The 22,260-nt window shown below is 53.6% G+C and carries 26 protein-coding genes; 4 read left to right on the forward strand and 22 right to left on the reverse strand.

The annotated features are described in order from the left end of the window. Position 1 precedes the first annotated feature (1 nt). The 11 genes from LJA86_RS08630 to LJA86_RS08680 form a co-directional block, all read right to left on the reverse strand. Positions 2-2,449, reverse strand: coding sequence for a phage tail tape measure protein (locus tag LJA86_RS08630; RefSeq protein WP_032674943.1), 2,448 nt, complete (start codon positions 2,447-2,449; stop codon positions 2-4). After that, positions 2,439-2,597, reverse strand: coding sequence for a GpE family phage tail protein (locus LJA86_RS08635; protein WP_240326290.1), 159 nt, complete (start codon positions 2,595-2,597; stop codon positions 2,439-2,441). The genes LJA86_RS08630 and LJA86_RS08635 overlap by 11 nt, the downstream gene beginning before the upstream one ends. Continuing rightward, positions 2,594-2,902, reverse strand: coding sequence for a phage tail assembly protein (locus tag LJA86_RS08640; protein ID WP_032674944.1), 309 nt, complete (start codon positions 2,900-2,902; stop codon positions 2,594-2,596). The genes LJA86_RS08635 and LJA86_RS08640 overlap by 4 nt, the downstream gene beginning before the upstream one ends. A gap of 60 nt (positions 2,903-2,962) precedes the next feature. Next, a complete protein-coding gene (locus LJA86_RS08645) occupies positions 2,963-3,481 on the reverse strand; it encodes a phage major tail tube protein (protein ID WP_032674945.1) in 519 nt (172 codons plus the stop codon). Between the two features lie 12 nt (positions 3,482-3,493). After that, entirely contained in the window at positions 3,494-4,687 is a 1,194-nt protein-coding gene (locus LJA86_RS08650) for a phage tail sheath protein (RefSeq protein ID WP_032674948.1), read from the reverse strand. Between the two features lie 122 nt (positions 4,688-4,809). Further along, a complete protein-coding gene (locus LJA86_RS08655; RefSeq protein WP_032674950.1) occupies positions 4,810-5,235 on the reverse strand; it encodes a tail fiber assembly protein in 426 nt (141 codons plus the stop codon). Between the two features lies 1 nt (position 5,236). Beyond that, positions 5,237-7,096, reverse strand: coding sequence for a phage tail protein (locus tag LJA86_RS08660; RefSeq protein ID WP_229226018.1), 1,860 nt, complete (start codon positions 7,094-7,096; stop codon positions 5,237-5,239). Between the two features lie 7 nt (positions 7,097-7,103). Continuing rightward, positions 7,104-7,637, reverse strand: coding sequence for a phage tail protein I (locus LJA86_RS08665; protein ID WP_229226019.1), 534 nt, complete (start codon positions 7,635-7,637; stop codon positions 7,104-7,106). Then, entirely contained in the window at positions 7,630-8,538 is a 909-nt protein-coding gene (locus LJA86_RS08670) for a baseplate assembly protein (protein WP_229226020.1), read from the reverse strand. The genes LJA86_RS08665 and LJA86_RS08670 overlap by 8 nt, the downstream gene beginning before the upstream one ends. 5 nt (positions 8,539-8,543) lie before the next feature. Beyond that, complete coding sequence (locus LJA86_RS08675) at positions 8,544-8,894, reverse strand: GPW/gp25 family protein (RefSeq protein ID WP_063618480.1); 351 nt, start codon at positions 8,892-8,894, stop codon at positions 8,544-8,546. After that, on the reverse strand, positions 8,891-9,532 hold the full coding sequence (locus LJA86_RS08680; protein ID WP_032674954.1) for a phage baseplate assembly protein V: 642 nt from the start codon (positions 9,530-9,532) through the stop codon (positions 8,891-8,893). The genes LJA86_RS08675 and LJA86_RS08680 overlap by 4 nt, the downstream gene beginning before the upstream one ends. A 276-nt stretch (positions 9,533-9,808) precedes the next feature. Between LJA86_RS08680 and LJA86_RS08685 the strand changes: the two genes are divergently transcribed. Beyond that, positions 9,809-10,702, forward strand: coding sequence for a hypothetical protein (locus LJA86_RS08685; protein WP_162790826.1), 894 nt, complete (start codon positions 9,809-9,811; stop codon positions 10,700-10,702). Positions 10,703-10,779: 77 nt separating this feature from the next. Here the strand turns inward: LJA86_RS08685 and LJA86_RS08690 are convergent, their stop codons facing one another. The 11 genes from LJA86_RS08690 to LJA86_RS08740 all read right to left on the reverse strand — a co-directional run bounded on the left by LJA86_RS08690 (position 10,780) and on the right by LJA86_RS08740 (position 16,454). Beyond that, positions 10,780-11,226: a phage virion morphogenesis protein gene (locus LJA86_RS08690; protein WP_229226021.1), complete on the reverse strand. Its 447-nt coding sequence runs from the start codon at positions 11,224-11,226 to the stop codon at positions 10,780-10,782. After that, the gene (locus tag LJA86_RS08695) at positions 11,219-11,686 is read right to left on the reverse strand and encodes a phage tail protein (protein WP_229226022.1); all 468 of its coding nucleotides are present in this window, start codon (positions 11,684-11,686) and stop codon (positions 11,219-11,221) included. The genes LJA86_RS08690 and LJA86_RS08695 overlap by 8 nt, the downstream gene beginning before the upstream one ends. Next, positions 11,649-11,894: an Rz1-like lysis system protein LysC gene (gene lysC, locus LJA86_RS08700; protein ID WP_074173243.1), complete on the reverse strand. Its 246-nt coding sequence runs from the start codon at positions 11,892-11,894 to the stop codon at positions 11,649-11,651. Before lysC ends, LJA86_RS08695 begins: the two co-directional genes overlap by 38 nt. Continuing rightward, complete coding sequence (gene lysB / locus LJA86_RS08705) at positions 11,782-12,207, reverse strand: Rz-like lysis system protein LysB (RefSeq protein WP_229226023.1); 426 nt, start codon at positions 12,205-12,207, stop codon at positions 11,782-11,784. The genes lysC and lysB overlap by 113 nt, the downstream gene beginning before the upstream one ends. Continuing rightward, positions 12,204-12,713, reverse strand: coding sequence for a lysozyme (locus LJA86_RS08710; protein WP_032666307.1), 510 nt, complete (start codon positions 12,711-12,713; stop codon positions 12,204-12,206). Before LJA86_RS08710 ends, lysB begins: the two co-directional genes overlap by 4 nt. Beyond that, positions 12,697-12,918 carry a hypothetical protein gene (locus tag LJA86_RS08715; RefSeq protein ID WP_032674959.1) on the reverse strand — a complete coding sequence of 74 codons (222 nt, stop codon included), beginning with the start codon at positions 12,916-12,918 and terminating at the stop codon, positions 12,697-12,699. The genes LJA86_RS08710 and LJA86_RS08715 overlap by 17 nt, the downstream gene beginning before the upstream one ends. Beyond that, positions 12,909-13,112, reverse strand: a complete 204-nt coding sequence (locus tag LJA86_RS08720) for a tail protein X (protein WP_229226024.1) — start codon at positions 13,110-13,112, stop codon at positions 12,909-12,911. The genes LJA86_RS08715 and LJA86_RS08720 overlap by 10 nt, the downstream gene beginning before the upstream one ends. Beyond that, positions 13,112-13,618, reverse strand: coding sequence for a head completion/stabilization protein (locus LJA86_RS08725; RefSeq protein WP_050595300.1), 507 nt, complete (start codon positions 13,616-13,618; stop codon positions 13,112-13,114). The genes LJA86_RS08720 and LJA86_RS08725 overlap by 1 nt, the downstream gene beginning before the upstream one ends. Before the next feature lie 99 nt (positions 13,619-13,717). Further along, positions 13,718-14,473, reverse strand: a complete 756-nt coding sequence (locus tag LJA86_RS08730; protein ID WP_032674960.1) for a terminase endonuclease subunit — start codon at positions 14,471-14,473, stop codon at positions 13,718-13,720. A gap of 3 nt (positions 14,474-14,476) precedes the next feature. Beyond that, a complete protein-coding gene (locus tag LJA86_RS08735) occupies positions 14,477-15,544 on the reverse strand; it encodes a phage major capsid protein, P2 family (RefSeq protein WP_032674961.1) in 1,068 nt (355 codons plus the stop codon). A gap of 55 nt (positions 15,545-15,599) precedes the next feature. Continuing rightward, complete coding sequence (locus LJA86_RS08740; protein WP_229226025.1) at positions 15,600-16,454, reverse strand: GPO family capsid scaffolding protein; 855 nt, start codon at positions 16,452-16,454, stop codon at positions 15,600-15,602. Between the two features lie 166 nt (positions 16,455-16,620). On the opposite strand from LJA86_RS08740, the gene LJA86_RS08745 reads away from it, so the two are divergent. The 3 genes from LJA86_RS08745 (at position 16,621) to LJA86_RS08755 (ending at position 22,136) form a co-directional block, all read left to right on the forward strand. After that, complete coding sequence (locus tag LJA86_RS08745; protein WP_229226026.1) at positions 16,621-18,390, forward strand: terminase ATPase subunit family protein; 1,770 nt, start codon at positions 16,621-16,623, stop codon at positions 18,388-18,390. A gap of 1 nt (position 18,391) precedes the next feature. Then, positions 18,392-19,417, forward strand: coding sequence for a phage portal protein (locus tag LJA86_RS08750; RefSeq protein ID WP_032674964.1), 1,026 nt, complete (start codon positions 18,392-18,394; stop codon positions 19,415-19,417). A 502-nt stretch (positions 19,418-19,919) separates the two neighbouring features. Beyond that, complete coding sequence (locus tag LJA86_RS08755) at positions 19,920-22,136, forward strand: AAA family ATPase (protein ID WP_229226027.1); 2,217 nt, start codon at positions 19,920-19,922, stop codon at positions 22,134-22,136. Positions 22,137-22,260: the final 124 nt, after the last annotated feature.

Below are 22,260 nucleotides of genomic sequence, written 5' to 3' on the forward strand. Positions count from 1 at the left end.
CTCAGTCATGACGCATACTTGAGCGCTGACGCGCACGGTTTTCACGGTCGAGTTTATCGACGGCCTCGCGGAGCTGCCGGTCAAGGTCGCTGCCCGGCGCGATGCCACCATTCAGGTTGATGTTGTATTCAGGCTTGCTCTGGTCGACGTAAGTCTTACCAGTGGGTGCCGTTAGCGGCTGATATGCCTGATAACCGCCATATGCTGAGGTTGCCGGAATATAAGACCCATTTTGCGAGCCGGTGGCGGCACTGGCTTTAGCGGCCTTCTGGTCAAGGTCGCTCGATTCTTTATTGATAACCCCGAGCTTTTCCAGCAGCCAGTTAACGCCGGTACGCAATGTATTAAAGCTTTTGAGCGGTAACATCAGCGCTTCGGCCAGCATCTTACCGAACATCACACCCGCATTTTTGCAGCTGTCGAGCGTCTCCTGCGTCGACTTAACCGGTGCAATCAGGTCTTTAAACCACTGCCACGCCGCTTTAAGTTTGTCACCCAGCCAGTCAAAAACCGGCTTTAACGGTTCGAATAACTCCACTACAGGGGCAAAAGCCTGCTTTATCCCCTCCATTACGCCTGAGAAAAATGCGCTTATTGGCTCCCAGTATTTGCGGATGAGCAGCGCACCGGCGATGATGGCAACGCCAATAGCCACAATCGGCCAGGTAAGCGCCCCGAGCACAGAGACAATGGCTGCCCCCATTGCGGCCAGATTTGCACCGAGAACACCGGCAGCGGCCATAATCACGTTGAAACCCGTTACCACCGGCCACGCTATCAGGCCAATCCCGCCCAGCACGCCAATCAGCGCCAGCCCACCACCTGCAATTAACCCGATGGTTGACGCAAGTGTTTTGTTATTGGTGATCCAGCCGTCGAGCTTTAAAACATATTTCGTGGCGGTTTTAGTGAGCTCACGCAGTGAGCCTTCCTGCTGGTCAAACAGGTCAGTACCGACGGCCTCATAGGCTGACTGGAATTCTTTAAAGTCGCCGCCGAGGTTGTCCTGCATGATTTTGACCAGCTCAGCGGTTTTCCCGTCCGAGGCTTTAAACGCCGCCATGAGCTGGTCGAGTTTGCCGTTTGAGGCCGCGGTCATCAGTACCGCCGCCGCCGAGCTGGCTTCCTCACCAAAGATGGTTTTCATGTACTCGCCCTTCTGGCTTGTTCCGAGATTGTTTTTCTCAAAACTGCGCTGCATTTCTTTCAGAATGGCGAATATCGGGCGCGTGTTGCCCTTGCTGTCAGACGTTTTAACGCCGAGCTCTTTAATGGCCTCGTATGCCTTACCGGTCGGAGCCTGCAGGCGACTCAGGACGGCACGGCTGCCCGTCCCCGCCATCGAGCCGGTGATTTTGGCGTCATGGAGTGCGCCGACCATTGCGGCGGTCTGCTCGATACTGACCCCGGCATTTTTTGCCACTGGCGCAGCATACGTCAGCGCATCGCTCAGTCCGTCAAAGTCAGCGGCCGTTTTGTTCATCGTCATCGACAGCACGTCGCCAATGTGCGCGATCTGGTCGTTAGACATCTGAAACGCGGATTTCATCCCCGTCAGCAGCGCGGCGTTTTCTTCCATCGAGCGCCGGTTAGACAGCGCCATATTCAGCGTGACCGGCGTCGCCGCCTGAATCGCTGCGGCATCCCCGCCGCTTTTCGCAATGATAATCTGTGCGCTCGCCGCATCATCTGCAGACGCAGCGGTATTGTCCCCGAGTTGGCGCGCCTGTTTGCGCAGCGCCTCCATTTCGGGTGACTGTTTATCGACTCCGAGCACGGCCTGCAGTTCAGAGTTTTTCTGTGCAAAGTCATAACCGGGTGTGAGTAATTTTACTCCGGCGATCGTTCCCGCCGTGGCGATACCGACGCCCGCCGCGCCTGCTGCTGCAGCGCCTCCGGCAAGGGACTTACCGGCCTGATAACGCTCTTTAACGCGACTCAGCCGCGCCTGCTGTTGACTGACCCGCGCTAGCGCCTCGCGCTGCCGGTTAAGCTGAGCGGTCGTCTCACTGACGCTGGTTTTCAGGCGGCGCTCATCCGCCGAGAGAGTACGGGTGTTAATCCCGGCCTGCGCGAGCTCGGTGCGCTGGCGCTGTACCGACTGCCTGAGGCTGTTGTATTTGAGCTGCAGGTCAGCGGCGGATTTCTTTGCCTCCTCCATCGCGCGCGCCTGCGCGGTTGTAGGGTTCTGCGTGTTTTTAAACTGGACGGCCAGCGCGGCGGCTTCCTGTTTCGCCTTGTTAAGCGACTGGCCTGTCACGGCAAGCTGTGCGCTCGCTTTCCTGAATCCGTCAATTCGGCCAGCCTGCGCATTCAGATCGCGCAAGCTGTTTTGAGAAGTGCGGATATCGCCAGCAAGGGTCTTGCTGGCAGTCTGGATAGCTTTGAGCGGTCGGCTTGCCCGGTCTACTGCGTTCAGCAGTACCTCAATCCTGACGTTATTGCTCATGGTGGTGTCCGCTTCGCTGCAGCGCCTTTTCGCGCCATGTGATGAGCTCGGTCACGCTCAGGGAATTTAGCTCTGATGGCGGCCAGTGAAATATCACCGCGATATCCGCCATCAGGTCATCGACCGAAAGGTTATCGGGGAAGGTCAGCGAGCCGAAGATGGCGACAAAAAACCGACCACCTTACCGGCGAACAAAATCAGGTCTGACGCTTCCAGACGCATGACCTCGGGCTCGGTCAGCGCCGGGTACGTCATGCGCGGCAACACCTTAATCAGCGCATCGACGTCAGAGTTAACCAGCGAGGCCAGACTCACACCGCGCAGAGTCCCGGCGTTGGGTTTGGACACGGTCACCTGTTCGATTTTTTGCTCACCGCGCATGATGGGATTATCGAGGATCACAATGCTCGGGTTTTCGGTTTCGGTGGTGGCGGTTTCGTTGATGTTTTCCATGATGTTGCTCTCTTTGAATGTGAGTAAGTTACCGGCCAGCCTGGCTGACCGGTTAACCGGTTACAGGCCAATCGCCCGGCGGTGCTCAGCGAGACGGTCGACGCCGTCGACTTTCATCACCATGTTGACGACGTCAATCTCAATGACCTCTTTGCCGTCGATCGTGAGCTGGTAGTAAGAGCACTCGGTCGCGATTTTGGTCGTGCCGCTTTCGCCCTGTTTGTTTTCGCCGCCGTCGTACTCCTTGTGACGGCCACGCATGACCACCTCAACGGCGGAAATTGCGCCGGTGTCATCGCGCTGGAATGAGCCGGTGAAGCGCAGCGGCACGCTGTCGGCACCCGGTGACGCATATTGCGCCCACAGCGCGACGTCAGGCAGGCCGCCCAGCGTCCACTCAAGCGACAGCGCGTCGTCGTCGAGGCCGAGGTCGACAGAGACCGAGCCCGGCATCCCGCCGCCGCGATACTTCTCAAGCTTGCGGGTCAGCTTTGGCAGGGTGACGGATTCAACGACGCCCATGTAGCTGAGACCGTCGTTAAACATATTCAGGTATTTCAGTTTGCGTGGTAACGCCATGCTCTGAGCTCCTTAGCTGTTGACCGAGTCTGACAGGTCTGCCAGATAGGTATCGGTGATGCGCTGGCGCAGGGTCAGGTTTTCCAGCGGCGGGACGGGGGTGTAGTCGTAATCGATATACAGCTTCCCGGCTTTGAGGGTTTCCACGCTGTTTGACTCCGGGTCGTACCAGCAGGAGCCGTCAACGATATAGCCGTTATTTTTCAGCTCGCGGAATTTGGCATTGATGCCGGCGACGATGTCGCGGATAAGCGTTGCGGAAACGGGCTTATCCATCGCCCACGCGTGCGCCTCAGCCATTGTGTCGGCCAGCACCTGCGCCGTGCGGGTGTAGTTTTCAAACACGAATAACGGATCGTCCGAGCAGGTGCGGTTACCCCAAAATTTAAAGCCGTCGTTTCGAATCAGCGTGGTGACACCGGCCTGATTTAACAGGTTCGCGTCGGTGGCCCGCTCCTGCAAATCCCATGACACCGAGGCACTGACGCCGGTGACGCCATTTACGCCCACATTAGACAGCGTTTTGTGCCAGCCGGTTTCCTGGTCGATTCTGGCGCGCAGGCCGAGCGCGCGGGCGGTCGCCCATGCAATATCGGTTTCGTTCGCCGTGGTGTCCCATGCCAGAAAATCAGGGTGAATCACCATGAGCTCGCGCTGGCTGAAGTTCTCACGGTATTTGATGGCGTCGGAAATGGTCTTACAGCCCCACGCGCTCACATAGCCGAACGCGCGCAGGCTCTGGCAGGTTGACGCAAGGGCGGTCGCCACTTCCTGCGTATCCAGCCCCGGCACGCCGAGAATGCGCGGCTTAACGCCGGTGACGGTTTTCGCCGTTAACAGCGCTTTCAGCCCGGTGTATTTGCCGTTTTCGTCGGTCGTGCCGATGATGTTCGAAATGGTTTCTTTCTGCGCCGCTTCCGGGTCTGACGGGTCGTCGGTGCCTTCGGGAACGCGCACCACCACAATGACCGGCTTGCACTGGTCGGCGATGGCCAGCAGGGATTTTGACAGCGTGCCTTTTATACCGGCTTTACCGATAGCCGTTTGCACGCTGGTAATCAGCACCGGCTCGTTAAGGGGAAACGTCTTTTCGTCAGCATCGCTGGCCGTGCAGACCATGCCGATGATGGCCGTCGAGACGGTGGAAATGGTGCGCGTGCCATCATTAATCTCGATGACCTCGACGCCGTGATGATAGTCGCCCATCTGTTTAACTCCGTGGTTAAGGGGTGCGACTATTTTCTGTTGTGTATTCTGCAGGCGCGATACAATGGCGTTGGCGGAGGGATAAAACAACAAACAAAAGCCCTCCGGGTGGAGGGCTCTGGTCACGCGGCTAATTCAGGCCAGTGAATATCCGGGGCGGTTTGGGTATCGGTCGCCTCAACCGCGTCAATATAATCGAGCACGTCATTCAGTCTGGCGACTTCTTTGTCGGTTAAACTGCGCCCGTTCATTTGCTTGAGCTGGATAACGGAAACCGACTGCAGCGCCGACTCAATCAAATCCCTGCGTTTTTCCTCCGCCTCCGCGATAAGTTCGTCACGTGTTGGAGCCGGTGGCTCCTGCAATACCGGATAGCACTGCTTATTCGGGACAATGATTTTCCCCTGTGCAAGCCCATCCATAAGATTGCGGTAATCTTCATCAGTTACGCGCACAAAAAATCCCGGCCACGTTCCGGCGGCGCGGTAATCAGCTTCCAGTAGATCGCTGTAAAATGCCCCCGTTTTGGGGCGATAAACATATCCCATTTTAATAACCTCGCGCCTCATAGTAGGCATTGGGCTCGCCACTGCCTGCAACAAAGGTAAACCCCCATGCATCAGCATCCTGAACGTAGATATTCTGGTCGTGGAATCCCCCAGCCCAGACTAACGTTAACTGCACATTGGTGCAGCCATTGGGGAAAGCAGTTGGGAAGGTGATACGCGTCGAATTCGCCGCACGCGTTGCGATGCCCCATTGCTTTATCACACCTGTTGAATTGTCTTTCTCCCACCCGAATCCGCCTAAGGCTGCCGAATTTTTAAGGTTATAACGGTAATCGCTCTCCGCCGGGGTGTACGCAACTTTTGGCGGCGGGTTATTTGAAGAGTAGACCCTTACCAGCCCGCCAGATTCATAAAGGGCTTGTGAGGCAACAACGTTTGACCCGGCTCTTACTTCTCCCTGACTATTAAATGTACCGTTGGCGTCAAATCCAAAAAGGGCACCACTGCCAGAATCCCCAATGATATGGATCACTGCCGAGCCAAAATCGTTACTGCCGCTGCGCAGTATTCCAAAACTAACGGCAGAGCCCCAACCTTGTCCCGCTATTGTCGTAGACCCTTTAATAAGTGGAAAATAATTCGAAACACCTGCTGGCGCGGTAAAACCCGGAACATAGAACGGTGCAGTTCTGTTAGTGTACTGATGTGCAAAACCGCCGCCTCCCATCCAGTAATCTGACTTGCAGCTGTAGTAATTTGCATTATCTAAATATTCAACACTTCCGCCGTAATTCGTTAAGACACTCGTCCAGCTTCCCCAGTAGCCATTATCTGCATTCAGCGTACGGAATTTAAGCCGTTTCCCGCCATCGGAATAAGACGCGGCATATTGCACACGATAGCCATCGCCACCGAGCCCACCCACATCAAGAATCGTCGCCTCATAACCCGGTGAAAATGCTGCATCGGCATAACAGAAGCTCACAGAGTTAGCCGGGAGGGCGCTGGCATCAGCAAGAGCTGTGCCTGCTCTTGCTGCAACAGACCGAATCGCGAGCGCACCACCGTTAACCAGCACGCGCCCCGGCGTAATGTCGTCGCGGCTCTCCTGTACATTTTTACCTGCGGCGGTACCAAGGCTTTTTTTGAGCTTTGTCACGTCATCATTGACGGTCTTCACGGCCTTTGGTGTGGCTGCGAGCGTCTCAGACGTGCTGTCGGTGGCGCTACTGAGCTGGACGATACCCTTTTGCGCCGTGGTCGCGTCCTGAGCCGTATATTTACCATTAGCAAGGTCATACGCGGCCTTGATCGCTTTCGGCGTCGCTGCGAGCGTCTCAGAGGTGCTGTCGGTATCACTGCTGAGCTGCGTGAAACCCTTTTCGGTCAGTGTGGCGTCAGGATGACGGCGGGACTGCTCATGCTCCGCGAGCCTGTCGTCGACATAGTCCTGCGTTGCCATCACCGTTGAGGTGTCAATCGTCAGCTCGACTGACTCGATGTCGCTTACCATGATGACCATACGCACGGTCTGCGCGCGGCCTGATCCCTCAGCCAGCTCCGGCTTGTAGCTTTCCGCCATGTTGCCGACGGCAATCAGCGTGCCGGTGTCGTCATATAGACCCATTTCGCGCATCCAGAAACCGCCGGTTTCTGGCGGGATGAGCAGCTCGGCGATCACATAATTTTGATTCTTGTTGTCCTGGCTGATTTTGTTCAGCGTATGGCGCCAGACTTCATTGACGAGCTTTGTCTGGCTGGCATCAGGCACTGGCAATGTGCCGCCACCGTCACCGATGGCCATCGCCGTAAAAATCACTTTTTTCCCGTTCGGGACGGTCGCTGCAGCAAGCTTAATCGCACCGGCTTTGGTGATGACCGTTTTATATTTTACTGTCATGGTGTTCTCACTTATCCGGGTAAACCGTGATGGTGTCGCCGTCATACGTCAGCGCGCCGGTGTACAGATAACCCGGCACGTCCTGAATAATGTTGAGGCCGATAAGATGGCGACTGGCTGGCTTTGCATCGGCAATGAGCCGCTCCATCTCGTAGTACATTTCCTCGGTGATGCCGGTCTCTAACACACCGATATCGAGGCGAAACGTGCCGGGCGGGTCGTTAGTTTCCCACCACTCGGAAGCGTTAATCAGGTAGCCGAGGGGCTCCACCACGCGGCGCACTGCCCCAATCGTTCCTTTGTGCGCATGGATAAACCACGCCGCGCGGATCACATCCCGCTTTGTGGCCTCCGGCCAGTTCTCATCCCAGCGGTCAACGGAAAACGCCCACGCCAGCCACGGCAGCAGGTTTGCCGGGCAGTCGTCAGGACTCCAGAGGCGACGCAGCGGAACGGGGGTATTTTCAATCTCAGCGCAGGCGCGCGCCGCCGCCACCTCAAGCGGTGACGAGCCCACCGGCAGCAGGCGGGTATCATTCATCGTTGCCCCCGATCGTCACGCCGTACTCACTGCACCATGACGCCTGCGTGTCATCGAGCACTATGTCGGCCACCGGTTCGGCCAGCTCGACACGCTGCACGCCTTCGACATGGAGCGCGGCATAAATCGCTGATTTGCGGATATCGCGCCCGAGGCGGTGCTGCGCGGTGATATACGCCTGCAGCTTTGCTTTCGCCGCACTGAGCACCGGTTCGCTTTCAGGACCGGGGTAAAGATAAAGCGATGCGGTGATTTTATAGTCGACAATGTTTGCCGACTGCACGGTCACGCGGTCTGCGACCGGCCTGACGTCCTCATCGTTCAGCGCGGTGCGCACGATGGCGAGCAGCTCGTCAGATGCCACGCCGTTATTTTCGCGTGACAGCACCGTGACCGTGACACACGCAGGCGCGGGACTGATGACCGAAATATCAGCGACCCGCCCGTCAGCGCTGCGACCGTGAAACTGATAGGAGCCGGTAGAGCCTGCGGTACTCAGCCCCTCAAAGGCCTGCTGAATGCGCAGACGGTAGTCGGTGTCCGACTCCATCACGGCAGGCGTCGGCGGTAACGTCGTGTCTTCTGCAGGGGTGATGACAAGGCGCTCAACGTTGTAATTTCCGCCTATCTGGTCGAGGTCTGCGCCGGTGGCGTAGGCCAGCATGACCGCACGCGCGGCCTCGTTGACGCGCTGTCGCCAGATAACTTCCCGGTAGGCGTTTTCCTGCAGCAGCTTCACCAGCGGCTCGGACTCAAGCGACAGCGTGCGCGCGATCGCGTCCTGCTGGTCTTCCGGGTACAGCGAAACGAGCGTCGCCTTTCGCTCGCTCAGGATGGTTTCATAGTCCAGTTCTTCCACGACGTCAGGCGCGGCGAGCTGGTTAAGGTCAACAATTGCCATAGCGTTTAACTCAGTGGAATGGTGAGTAAAAAAGGCTGGCCGCCGGTGGAGCGGGTGCCGGTGATGTCGACATACAGCCCGCCGTCGGTCTCCGACCGTTCAAAGGTGATGGTCGTGAGATTTACGCGGGGCTCCCACTTCTGGATCGCGGAATAGCACGCGGCCATAATCTGCAGGCGCAGCGCCGGGGTTTGCGGCTGGTCAATCATCTGCGACAGAAGCGAGCCGTATTCACGGCGCATGACGCGCGAGCCAACCGGCGTGACCAGAATGTCGCGCACGCTTTGCCGGATATGCTCAACCTCAGAGATACTGAGGCCGGTCTGGCTGTTCATTCCCAGATAACGCACCGTCATTGCGTCCCCTTAGTCCAGCTTCCGCCGCTCTGTACGTTGCCGTGCGCGTGGTTATCCACCTGCACGCCGTTTGATTTCAGTGTCCCGCCGGTGTGCTCGATGTTCCCGCGCATGGTGCCGCCTTTCTTCACTTCGAGCGTGCCGGTCGTCAGCTTGTTGGTGCAAACCACCTCCGGCGTGTCGAGCGTGATGCGGCTCGACGCTTTCACCAGCACCTCCGGCACGGTGGCCGTAATGGAGTCCGACGCGGTGACGTCTGCGGTTTTGATACCTGACACGGTGAGCGCGCCGTTTTCGGGTTCGTACTCGATAACCGCCCCGTCAGGAAAAGACACATGAAGCGCATCAGGGGAGGCAGACGGTGCGGGATGGTCATCCGAGAAAATACCGGGCAGCACAAACGCGGTGTCGAGTTCGCCGCCGACAGCCAGTAAAAGCACCTGCTCACCAACGGACGGAGCCCACCATACGCGCGAGCGACCGGCGCGACAGGTAAGCCAGTTCAGCCAGGTTGTTTCCATGCCGCCGGTCTGGACACGACAAAGCCCCTCGTCGTGGTCGACGTCGGTCACGATGCCGGTGCGGATAAGGTTGCGGATCGCGCGTGCGATTTCCTGCAGAGAATTTAGATTATTCATGGGGAAAGGATGCCGCCGGGCGGGGCCAGCGGCAATTTAACGGTGTTTTGTGGTGTCTGTTACAACGCTCATGAATTCATGTACGCAGGAAAAGAATTTTGACTCAGCACTATTCACTGTTTACCTCAAAATTTATGTTTATCCAATTCATTGGCTGATATAAATTAATTTATCTACCAGTGGTCAGCGTAGCTCTCTGATGACATAATGTTTCACATCCATCAACTAGCAACCTCAAATCTCTAACTGCTACTAACATTCATGGAGAGAAATTCTTTGGAGTTAACATTAAACCTTAAAGAACTTGCCCCTTTCATTGGATTATTCGCACTTTATTTTGCAGTAAGGAATTACAGACGAAAATCCGGAATGTACATTAGAGGGCAATTCAACATACATTCAACCATTTACGCGGAAGATAAATACGTAGGAAGCATAACCCTTGAAAATTTCAAGGATAGGTCAGTAATCATCTTTAAAATATTTATAAAAATAGGCCACAACTATTACATTGAGATGAATGATTTTGAAGGCGACCCCAAAATTCTAAAATCATACGAATCCTTCACATACAATTATGACCCCGTTGATCTCTACTGTTCAAACATGGTTAGGGTAAAATTAAATAAACTCCTTACCTCCAGAAATTCAAAAATAAATATTGTACTTTCCACTTCCCAAGGAAAATATGTAGTCAAAAAACGCATTAAACGATGGGATCCGGTTTTCGATTTCTTTCGCAATCATTTAACCATCTGTATACAGCCAATGTACCCACATGAGAAAATAGGTCATTACGGAAACGAATTCAAATATTTAGTAAAGTTAACCACCGAGGATGGATATATCAATTCGACACCTGTCTACTCGTCAGACACCCACTACCCTAGATTTGGAAACATCGAACTTACATCAGAAGCAATTTCAACACGTGAGAACTTGGAAAATTTCCTGCTTGAGCAAGCAATTAATGGACATCTGAAATGTACTAAAGTAGAAGTGATAGATGCTGAAAGTGTTAGAGAGAGAAACTACCATCACAGGTTCAAAGATACTTTTGAGGCAGAACATATCAATTGGTTTACATATAAAATCCTTGGTAGATTATTAACTATCGGTAGCAATATAAAACTTTCATATCAAAATCGTAAATTACGAAAAAAAAGGTAGCATTTTCACCACCTCACTTTTCACCTATTTATTATCCGGGCAGCAATTCAACTTTAGCCCGGATAATCATTGCAAACTTATTCAAAATATTTTAACACCAATACATCGACTATTTTTTTATCCGCCATGCTGAGTCCGAGTAGCTGGCGCTCTGCGTACTGCACGTCCTGCGCGTGCGCATTTGGCCGATCTTTGAGGCCGTACTGATGGACACGCGCGATACGCTGCACTTTGACGATAAACTCCACCACGGCGCTGCTTTCGCGGCCAGTGGCTTTCATGTACCGGCTTGTGCGGAGCTTCTGAAACATCGCCCGTTTAATCCGCCCGGTCTTAGCCCTGAGAGGCTGACGCTTTCGCGCCTGATACGGTGAGCCGTCCGGGGCTTTTTGCTGTTTGATACGTTGCTGTTGCGACTTGCGCAGCTCCTTTGCAATCTCCCCGGCCAGCTTCCTGCGCGATGCCGGTGACAGGGCAGCAATCAGACCATTGAGCCTGTCTTCAAAGGGCTTAAATTCACTCATCCCATTTGCTCACCAGTTCGCCGTTGATATAGAGTTCTTTAGGCCGGGTGACGGGCTCCGGCAGCGGAGGCTCAGGGGCATAGCTTACGTGCAGCGCGCCGTTTTCCTCTTTGATGAGGGTGCGCTCGGTGAGCCGCAGGCTGATGCTGATATCGACGCTGTCCCCGTCGTTCAAATCCATCTGGAAACGGTAGCCCTTTTTGCGGCCGTCATCAAGCGTGCTGATATCCGGCTGGTTTTCCCTGAGCCATGCGGCCACCGGCACGAAAATCAGGTCAGGGTCACCGACAAAGTCACACACGATCACATTCAGGGTATAAATTTTCTCGTGCGACAGCGAGGCCGCGAGCCGCGCGTCGATATTTCCCTCATCGGCAAAAATGCGCATCATTTCGGGGTTTGTTTCCAGTTGTGGAACGGCTTTAATCAGCGCTTCGCGCAGGCTGCGTGCTTTCTTCATCGAGTTTATCCTGACAGTCTTTGACGGTTTCAACCTGCAGCGCGCAGGCGGCGAGCGCGTGCTCAAGCCTGCGAATATCTGCGCTCAGGTCGCCATTAGTGGCCGGGTCGCTTCCCGGCATCGGGCAATAGCTCACTTTCGGGCAGGCGCTGTAAACAATGACCGGCGGAGGCACAGGCGGCGCGGGTGTGCAGCCGACGCACAACATCAGGCAGCTCAGCGCTGTACCAGCGGCGTAACGTTTCATTCTCATTAATCAGCCTCGTAATGGTTTCTTCACGCCGCACGGCCATCGCACCGGCGGCCAGCAGTTCGCCGCGTAAACTGACCTGCGCGGTTTCGTTTGTCCTGGCGATTCGTCTCGATACGGAAAGCTGATTTTCCAGCATCCCGATCACGTTTTTTTGTTCCGTCGCGACCCTGTTTGTCCGTTCAAAAGAGCGCGTCAGGTTGCCGTTTTCATGACGCAGCCAGAGCACAACCGCCATCAGCGCGGCCAGTAAAAACAACATCACTTTCATTGAATCCCCCTGAGACAGTAGGCACGCTCGCGCGCGCGGCGGTTTTCCAGCCCCTTGTTAATTTCGCCATTCACGTAAACCCAGCGGGTGAGCTGGTCGCACGCCTGCGGCCATTGCTGGCGTTTGATAAACGAGACCAGCGTCGACCGGCAGGCCGCGCCGGTTCCCACGTTGAATGAGAAACTGACCAGCGCGTCGTAAACGTGCTGCGGCATTTTCACCGGCGCGCATACGGCCAGACGTTTCTCGACGTTCAGCACATCCGCGACAAGGTTCGCCGCCGCCTGACGCTCGGTGATTTCTCCCTTCGGCACGACGCCTGCAGTGTGGCCGATGCCCGACGTCCACACTCCCGCGCTGCACTGGTAAGGCGTCAGGCGACAACCTTCGAGGTCGGCAATCAGCGCCAGCCCCCCGGGCGAGGTGTTAAGCAGACGAAAGTCAGGCATCAGCGCTGCCAGCGCCAGCACGGCAGCCACACTGCATTTTTTAACAATTGATTTCACGAATAGCCCCTTTATCGAGTCCGAGCGATGTCAGATAGAGGTACGTCTTGCGCTTAAACCAGTAGTTCGTCAGCGCGGTAAAAATGGCGCATCCGCCGCCCACGTAAAGCGCCATCTTTTCGGGGGACATTGCCCCGACATATGCCAGCCCCACGGCCAGCCAGTAGGCGATAAACGTGGTGATTTTTTCCATACTCAGTCCCATAGATTCACCGTTTCTGTTCTGGCCGCGCTCTCGGTCTCGGGCAGCTCTACTGCCGTGCCGTGCGGCAGGATAACGCCGAGCTCAGACAGACCGGGATTTGCCTCTAAGACGGTTTCGACCACGCCCTCAGTGCGCCCGTAGCACCGGGCGCAAATCGCGTCGAGGGTGTCGCCCTGCAGCGCATACGCTTTCATCAGATTTGCCCCACAATGCAGCGCGCTTTGTCCTGGATGCGCGCCACAGACCAGCGCATATCCCGCCACATTTCATCGATAGTGCTGTCGATGCTGTCGGCTTTTTTGTCGCCTTTGGCGGTCGCATCCACGCCGCGAAAACGTTCATAAAGCGTGGCCGTCGTCATCGAGCACACGGCGTTGAAGTAGTGGAAAACGCGCACGCTCTCGCCGTCGAGCTTGTCGGTCGGGACATCCGCCAGCGTGGCGTAACCGGCATTGAGCTGAATTTCGCGCCAGTCGCTCAGCTCCGCGTTAGTCTCCGCGATCGCGGTCTTAATCGCCCGGCGCAGGCGAACGGGGGAAACGGTCTGCTCCAGTCGCATTTCTTCCCGCACGCGCTTCGGATCAACGTCAGGAAAAAACGGGGTGTTTTTGATTACCGGCTCGCTCACGCCCGGTGGCGGTATCACCACGCCCAGCACATCCTGCGGCTCTTTTTTTGGCTCAATAATCAGCGTCGTCATGACAACCTCGGGTAATGGGTGGGCGGTGGACGCCGGTCGCAGTCAGGGCAATTGATACCCGCATTGACCGGCGTGCCGCCCGGCTCGGGGAGCGCTCGTTTAACCTGCGGCTTTTGCCGCCTTTGGTGGACGCCCGCGCCGTGCCGCCGGTTTAGCGGCGACTTTGCGCGTGCGCGGTTGAGTCGTTTTCGTTTTCGCTGCCGGTTCAGGCTTTGGCCTGAGCTGACGCTCTAACTGCTCAATGTCTTTTCGTACGCCGATGGTGCTCTCTAACTGGATCGCACGCTGCAGGTGCGCCAGCGCCTCCGGCAGTTGCTCCGCATCACGCAGCACGTAGCCGGTGATTTTGTGCAGCTTCGCGCGCACGATGTCGGGCATATCCGCGCGCTCGGTCAGCGCGAGGGTGTCGAGCAGGTTCGCCAGTTCGACCGGCTGTTTAGCAGCAAGCAGGCGTTGCGCGGCCAGTGCCACCTCTTCGGCCAGAAGGTAAGGCGTCGGACGTCGACCGGTCGGCATGGTCAGGCCGTAGGTCATGGCATAACGGGCAATTTCCAGCGCCCCGGCGATATCGTCAGCATCGAGACGCCAGAGCATCACCGTCATGACGATGTCATCCTGCGCGCCTTTGCCGTTTTCGAGGACGCCAGCGACCCACGGCAGATAGAACGGCAGTAGTTCGCGCTTTTTGTCTGCCTTGCGCTCATTGGATCGGATTTGTTTCAGCGTGCGGTTGTCTGCGGCCAGCTTAACGAGCATCTGCTCATAGGCAGTTGCATTGCGCAGCGGGACGGCAGCCCGCTGCGCAGTTTCAGAGGCCGAGACCCGCATCATGTGACGCGCTGCGGGACTCGTCATGGCTTACTCTCCGCTTTCCGGTGCTGCAGGTGCGGTGAAGTCACCGAGCTTGATGTTTTCAATCAGGCAACCTGCGGCGTAAGCCTCGACCACATAGTCAACATTCATTGACTCGTAGTTTTCGATGCGGTCTTTCTTCGGGTTCTCGATGATGCTGCGACGGTGCGCGTCATCCATGAAGTAGACAGACAGGTTGTCGAGACGCGTCACCATCAGGGCATTTGCCGGGAAGTAAGGCACGCGCACGGCTGGCAGGTTGCCGATACGTTTCTGGCTGATGATGATGTCAGCGGCCAGCGACTCGGTGTTTTCCTGCTCTTTGTTGACGATAGGGAAATATTTATCTGCCATCAGCTTACGGCCGGTGATGACAACCAGCTCCGGGTCATCCTGATAAATCTCGTCAATCAGGTTGCCGGTGGCATCCATGACCAGCGCATCGAGGTTCGCATAGTCGCCGTTTTTACCCACGCGGATCACCTCGGAAATGACCTTGCCGTCCTCGTCGGTGATTTTGGACATCACGCGCGCGGGTGCCTGATTGCGGTATTTCTGCAGCCAGCCGATGGCGACGTCCTGCAGCAGTGGATTTTTTTTGCGGTCGGAGGTAGCAGCGCGCTCGATGCCGTTGAAACCAGCCATGATGAAATCCAGCGACTGACGTTTGATGATGGCGTCACGGATACGGGTCTGGAAGTCCTGGAATCGCGCCCACAGGTCGAGTTGTTTGTAGCGGATATGGAAGTCGAAGTTAATCTGGTCACACTCGTATTTGAATGACTCCAGCGCGGTGAAATCAGCGGTTTTACGCTCATCATCACCGGCGGTGTCGGCGGTGCTCGCAATCGTACCGTTAACGCCGACGCCGACTTTTTCGCCTTTCAGCTCGTCGACCGGCACGATGTTGATTTTGGTCAGAAACGCGGATGACATCTGCAGGGTGGTCATCAGGGTTTGCGTGACCGACGGCTCGACTGTGAATTTCTTCGCCACATCATCGGTGGAAATACCGTTCAGCTCCGCGACGCGGGACAGGTAGGCATTAAATTTGAAGCGGGTATCTTTACGCATGGTTTTTCCTGTTCGGGTAAAAGGGTTCAGGCCGGGCAACGCGCCCGGCGCGTTATCAGCAGTTGGTCAGCAGCTCGTCGCCCATGCCGCCTTTTGAAAGCTCGCGGCGCGGCTGGCTCTGGCTTTCGGTGTTATCGAGGGAGCTTTTCAGGGAGGTAAACGCCTGCGCGTTTTCATCAACTTTGCTGGTCACGTCCTGCTTAAGCAGCGCAAAAGCGGTCTCCAGCTCGGTGACGCGCTGGTCGGTGGCGTTGAGATTGGTTTGTACCTGCTCGGTAACTGTGGTCACCGCCTCATGTACATCGGCGAAACGGGCGTCATCGCTGGCCTGCTTACGGCCAAAAATGGCTTTAACCTTATCGGTCAGGTTGTTGAACATGGTGTCGGGAACGTCCTCAAACTCCAGCGCAGCCAGTGAGGCCACAGAGAAAACGTCGTCCGGCTGGTCTTTTTTACCGGCGAGCGGGTTCTGCGCGGCGCGGCTGCAGAATTCGAGGTATTCCGTGCCGAGGCTTGCCGGGTCATCGGTGACGGCCAGCCCGATGAGGTAGCACTTGCCGCTGTTCGAGAAGTTCGGGCGGATCTCCATGGAGGTGTAAACCTTCTGCCCGGCACGCACCATGCTGACCAGCTCGTCAAGCGGGGCAATTTTGGCAAACAGCGCCTTTTTGCCGTTGAGGACAGAGTCATCACCGATAATCTCCGCCTTAAGCTCGGTTACATCGCCATAGCGTTTAAACGGACTGTCAGGCATCAGCCCCCGGATATGTTCGAGGTTAATGCGGCAGCCGTAGACGCGGGGGTCGAACGTGTCGGCCATATCCTGAATGTCATCGCCGCTAATGACGCGGCCATCGCAGGTGTCACCCTCGACGCCGATGCGAAACCATTTAGAAACTTTCTTTGCCATTGTTCAGGTGTCCTGATGTTGGGTTTTCGGGTCGGGTTTAGTTTCCCGACTCTGCCCCGTATCAGCCACCGCTTACGATCTGATTAGATCTGACACAACAGGCACTTAGCGCGAATAGTTCCCCATTTCCTTAGCCTTGCCACGTCATACCAAAAACGAGGCAAGCATGACCATTTCAACTGACCTTTCTCTGTTAAATGACCCGCGACGACAGGCGCGGCTGTTGTACTGGCAGGGGTTCGCCGTGCCGCAAATCAGCGACATGCTGCAGCTCAAGCGCCCGACCGTGCAGAGCTGGAAACAGCGTGATGGATGGGAAGAAACCGCGCCGATTAACCGCGTGGAATCGACGCTAGAGGCGCGACTTATCCAGCTCTACGCAAAGCCAGACCTGACCGCGCATGACTTCAAAGTCGCTGATTTTCTGTCGCGCCAGATGGAGCGGCTCGCGCGCGTTAACCGCTACGGCCAGACCGGAAACGAGGTGGATTTAAACCCCAATATCGCCAGCCGCAACAAAGGGGATCGCAAAAAGCCGAAACGAAATTATTTCAGCGAGGAGGCCATAGAGAAACTGGAGGAGATTTTCTTCGACCAGTCGTTTGACTATCAGCTCCGCTGGCATAAAGCGGGGTTAGAGCACCGCATCCGCCACATCCTGAAATCGCGACAGATTGGCGCGACATTCTACTTTGCGCGCGAGTCCCTCCTGCGCGCGCTCAAAACCGGGCAAAACCAGATATTTTTGTCGGCCAGTAAAACGCAGGCTTACGTTTTCCGTAAGTACATCATCGCCTTTGCCCGTCTGGTTGACGTCGACCTGTCAGGCGACCCGATCGTCATCGGCAACAATGGCGCTGAGCTGATTTTTCTCGGGACCAATTCCAACACCGCGCAGAGCCACAACGGCGACCTGTATGTCGATGAAATTTTCTGGATCCCCAATTTTCAGAAGCTGCGCAAAGTCGCCTCGGGCATGGCCTCGCAGTCGCACCTGCGCACCACCTATTTTTCGACGCCGTCGACGCTGGCGCACGGCGCGTACCCGTTCTGGTCAGGCGAGCTGTTTAACCGTGGCCGCAGCAACCGCGACGAACGTGTCGACATTGATATCAGTCATCAGGCGCTCGCCGGTGGCGTGCTGTGCGGTGATGGACAGTGGCGGCAGATTGTCACCATTGAGGACGCGCTTGTCGGTGGCTGTACCCTGTTTAACCTCGACCAGCTTAAGCAGGAAAACAGCGCGGATGACTTCCGTAACCTGTTTATGTGCGAGTTCGTCGACGATAAGGCGTCGGTATTCCCGTTCGAGGAGCTGCAGCGCTGCATGGTCGATGCGATGGAAGAATGGGAGGACTTCGAGCCGTTCGCCGACCGTCCGTTTAACTGGCGTCCTGTCTGGATTGGCTATGACCCGTCACACACCGGCGACAGCGCAGGCTGTGCGGTACTGGCTCCGCCGCTGGTTGCCGGTGGCAAGTTCCGCATCCTTGAGCGTCACCAGTGGAAAGGTATGGACTTTGCCGCACAAGCCGAGGCCATCCGGGCGCTGACCGAGAAATACACCGTTGACTATATCGGCATCGATGCGACCGGCATCGGCCAGGGTGTTTACCAGCTCGTGCGCTCATTCTTCCCCGCGGCGCGCGCCATCCGCTACACGCCGGAAATGAAAACCGCAATGGTGCTGAAAGCAAAAGACACCATCAGGCGCGGATGTCTGGAATATGACGCCGGTGCGACCGACATCACTCAGTCATTTATGGCTATCCGCAAAACCATGACCAGCAGCGGCCGCAGCGCGACCTATGAAGCCAGCCGCAGCGAGGAAGCCAGCCACGCGGATATCGCGTGGGCGACCATGCACGCACTGTTAAACGAGCCGCTTTCCGCCGGAAGCGGTATGCAATCAAGCTCAATTCTGGATATTAACTAAGATGAAAAAGCGCCAAAAGAAACAGCCAAAACAGACCAACATGACCGCCAGCGCGTCGCAGAAAATAGAGGCGTTCACCTTTGGTGAGCCCTCCCCCGTTCTGGATCGCCGCGACATTCTCGATTATGTCGAATGCATCAACAACGGCAAATGGTACGAGCCGCCGGTCAACTTCTCGGGACTGGCAAAAAGCCTGCGCGCCGCCGTGCACCACAGCTCCCCGATTTACGTCAAACGCAACATTCTGACCAGCACGTTTATCCCGCACCCGTTGCTGTCGCGTCAGGACTTTAGCCGCCTCGTGCTCGATTATCTGGTGTTTGCCAACGGCTACCTTGAAAAGCGTATGAGCGTGACCGGCCAGCTCATGAAGCTTGAAACCTCACCGGCCAAATACACACGCCGTGGAGTGGAGGATGGCGTTTACTGGTACGTGTCGGACTATACGCACCCGCATCAGTTCGCCCCCGGTTCGGTGTGCCATCTGCTTGAGCCCGATATCAATCAGGAGCTCTACGGGATGCCGGAATACCTGAGCGCGCTCAATTCCGCCTGGCTGAATGAATCCGCCACGCTGTTTCGTCGCAAGTATTACCAGAACGGCGCGCACGCGGGTTACATCATGTACGTGACCGACGCGGCGCAAAGCAGCACCGACGTCGAGGCGCTGCGCTCCGCGATGCGCGACTCGAAAGGGCTCGGGAATTTTAAAAACCTGTTTTTCTACGCCCCGAACGGGAAACCGGACGGCATTAAGATCGTGCCGCTGAGTGAAGTCGCCACGAAGGATGATTTTTTTAACATCAAGAAGGTGAGCGCCGCCGACCTGCTCGATGCGCACCGCGTGCCGTTCCAGCTCATGGGCGGCAAGCCTGAAAATATCGGCTCAATGGGGGATATCGAGAAGGTGGCGCGGGTGTTTGTGCGTAACGAGCTAACGCCGCTGCAGGAGCGTTTCAAAGAGATAAACGACTGGCTCGGGATGGAGGTGATCCGCTTTAAGGATTACAGCATCGAGACCGACTAACCCCGCCCAAAATGCCGCCTCCGGGCGGCAAACCCTCAAAGCACGTCAGACGCTGCACATACGACGCAAGCGCCCCGACATCACCTTGATCGACTTCACATCACAGCACCACATCACGACGCGCACAGACGCGCAAAATAAATCCTGTCACCACGTCTGGCGCGCAGTGCTATCCCCGCCTCGCCTGCCCGCTTAATGTGGCGGATTTAATGCACGTGCATCTGAAGTGCCGAACCGCGTCAGTGCTGGCGCTGGCAGGTAAACTCCTTAATAAAAAATGTATGCAAATTCACGCACCGATGTCATGCACTGCTAAAGCTGCTGAATTTGAATGATTTTCAACTCAAGGTTGCGCTATATCACTAAAATTATAAGTAGTTATGAGCCCTACTATTTTTGCGCTTGAAACCCCCACAGACTTAAGATAGATCTTTATGCTTTAGGGGGCTAGTTAGCAACCTAACACTACACACAAATCATATATGACAAATGAGGCGTAAACATGGAACTTAGGCTAAAAAATGTCACAAGTTACAATAAAAACATTTTCACGAATGTAGACCTCTCAAAGAAAATAAATATTCTATATGGTCAAAACGGTTGTGGGAAATCTACAATCTCAAATTTCTTTTACAATACGACCCACAAAGATTTTGCAGAATGCGAATGTCCATCACTAAACGACTATCGCCCAATCGTTTATAATTCAAAATTTATCGAAGATAACTTCTATCATGCAAAAGAACAAAAAGGTGTATTCACTCTAAGTAAGAAAAATGCAGATATAGAAAAGGATCTAGCAATAAAAGAAGGCTTAAGACAAGATTTAAAAGAACAATACCGGAATAAAAGAGATGCAGCAACAAAATTAAAAGAAGAACAAAACACCAAAGAAAATGACTGCATCGAGGCCATTTGGGTAAAAACAGAATCGATAAGATCGTCTGATCTAAAAAACGTCATGCGAGGTCCACTAGGGAGCAAAAAGGCTTTTTTCGCTCAATTACAAAAAACACTTGCATTACCAATCGCAAACTTGGAGCAACTATCTAAAGAGTACAGCGAACTGATAAAGTACAAAAATAAAGAAATACCTCTCATCACTGCTTTGTTATCATTTGCACTTTCAGAAGAAGATAAGAAACTATTAGCCACACCTATTATAGACTCAAGTAACAGTTATTTATCAGAAACAATAAAACGACTTCAAAATCTTGACTGGGTAAAAAAAGGGAAAGAACTTTATCTTAAAGATAATTTATGCCCATTCTGCCAAGAAAGCACAATCAATGCTAAATTCATAGAGGCAATTGAGTCTATCTTTGATGAAAGTTACTCTAATAAAACAAATCAAATAAGCGCAATTAAATCAGCTTATGAGTTAGCTACGAAACCAATTTATCAAAAATTAACTCAAGAAATATCTACTTGTGAACTGATAACTGAAGAGGATAGAGAAATCACCACTTCTTACATCAAAATTTTAGATGAAATTGCAAGTAGGAATATAGATCAAATAATCAGCAAACTTCATAACCCTTCATCTATCATCATACTTGAGAGTGATGAGTCAATCGAACAAAAGATAATTAAGTGCATTGCAGATTATAATACAATAATTAAAGATATTAATCTTAAAGTTGCAAAGTTCAAGGAAACCGAAAACGCAGTTAAAAGTAAAATATGGCCAGCTCTTAGAAACTTTTGCAATCCAGAATTAAATGCCTTAGCTGCTCACGAAAAGACCTTTCAAGATAACCACAAAAAGATTCTTGATGAAATGAAAGAAATTGAAAATCAAGGAAAGGATAATACTAAAAACATTAAAGAACTGAGAGAACAGATTTCGAACATCGATGAAACAATCGAGTCTATCAACTTGAGACTGAAAAGTTTAGGCATATATGGCTTTAGTGTAAAAAAACACGAAGAAAATAAGGATATGTACATCATTTCCCGTTCAGACAATGATGAAAATGATGATGTATACAAATCCCTTAGTGAAGGAGAGAAAACATTAATTACTTTTCTTTATTTCTTGGAATGTTGCAAAGGGAAAACGGATAAAGACGACGAAGATAACAGAGATAATTTAATAATCATTGATGACCCAATATCTAGCCTTTCACAAAATTATGTTTATGATATAGCATCAATCATTCATCATGAACTAATTAAAAATGAAACCACAAAAAAAATACTAATACTCACTCACAATCTCTATTTTTTCCATGAGTTGATAAAATTATCTCCTAAAAGTAAAAATGACAAAAACTTCAAGCGTGATTACCGTCTTTTTAGAATCACTAAGAATGAATTTAGCACCATCACCGAAATACAAAAAAATAGTATACAAAATGAGTATCAATCACTTTGGCAAATATTAAAAGACGCTAAAGAAGAAAAGGTCAATAAAATCATAATACCAAACATAATGAGAAACATTTTAGAATACTATTTTGGCTTTGTTCACAGAACAGACTCCTTACAAGATGAACTAACTAAACTCGAAAAAGATGAGAACAATAGCGATTTTAGGGCGTTTTATCGATACATAAACCGAGGTTCTCATTCTGACTCTGTGAATATCACCGATATGGGTGACATTGACCCAGACAAGTACCTCAAACAGCTAAAAAGTATATTCTCAGCAACAGGAGATGAAAAACATTATGCTAAAATGATGGATGAAATCGATGAGGAAATCGCTACCGCTTAGGCCGCATATTATCGATTCGGGTATGAACGACGGTGCTTGCGCACCGTCTCCCAACGCCCGAAGCGGTAGCGGTTGTACTGGCGTACATTCACTAGCTTTAACATGAGTTTATCTCCATGCAAGC

It is taken from the genome of Enterobacter sp. TCD1-1, assembly GCF_020567405.1.
GTDB lineage: Bacteria > Pseudomonadota > Gammaproteobacteria > Enterobacterales > Enterobacteriaceae > Enterobacter > Enterobacter quasiroggenkampii.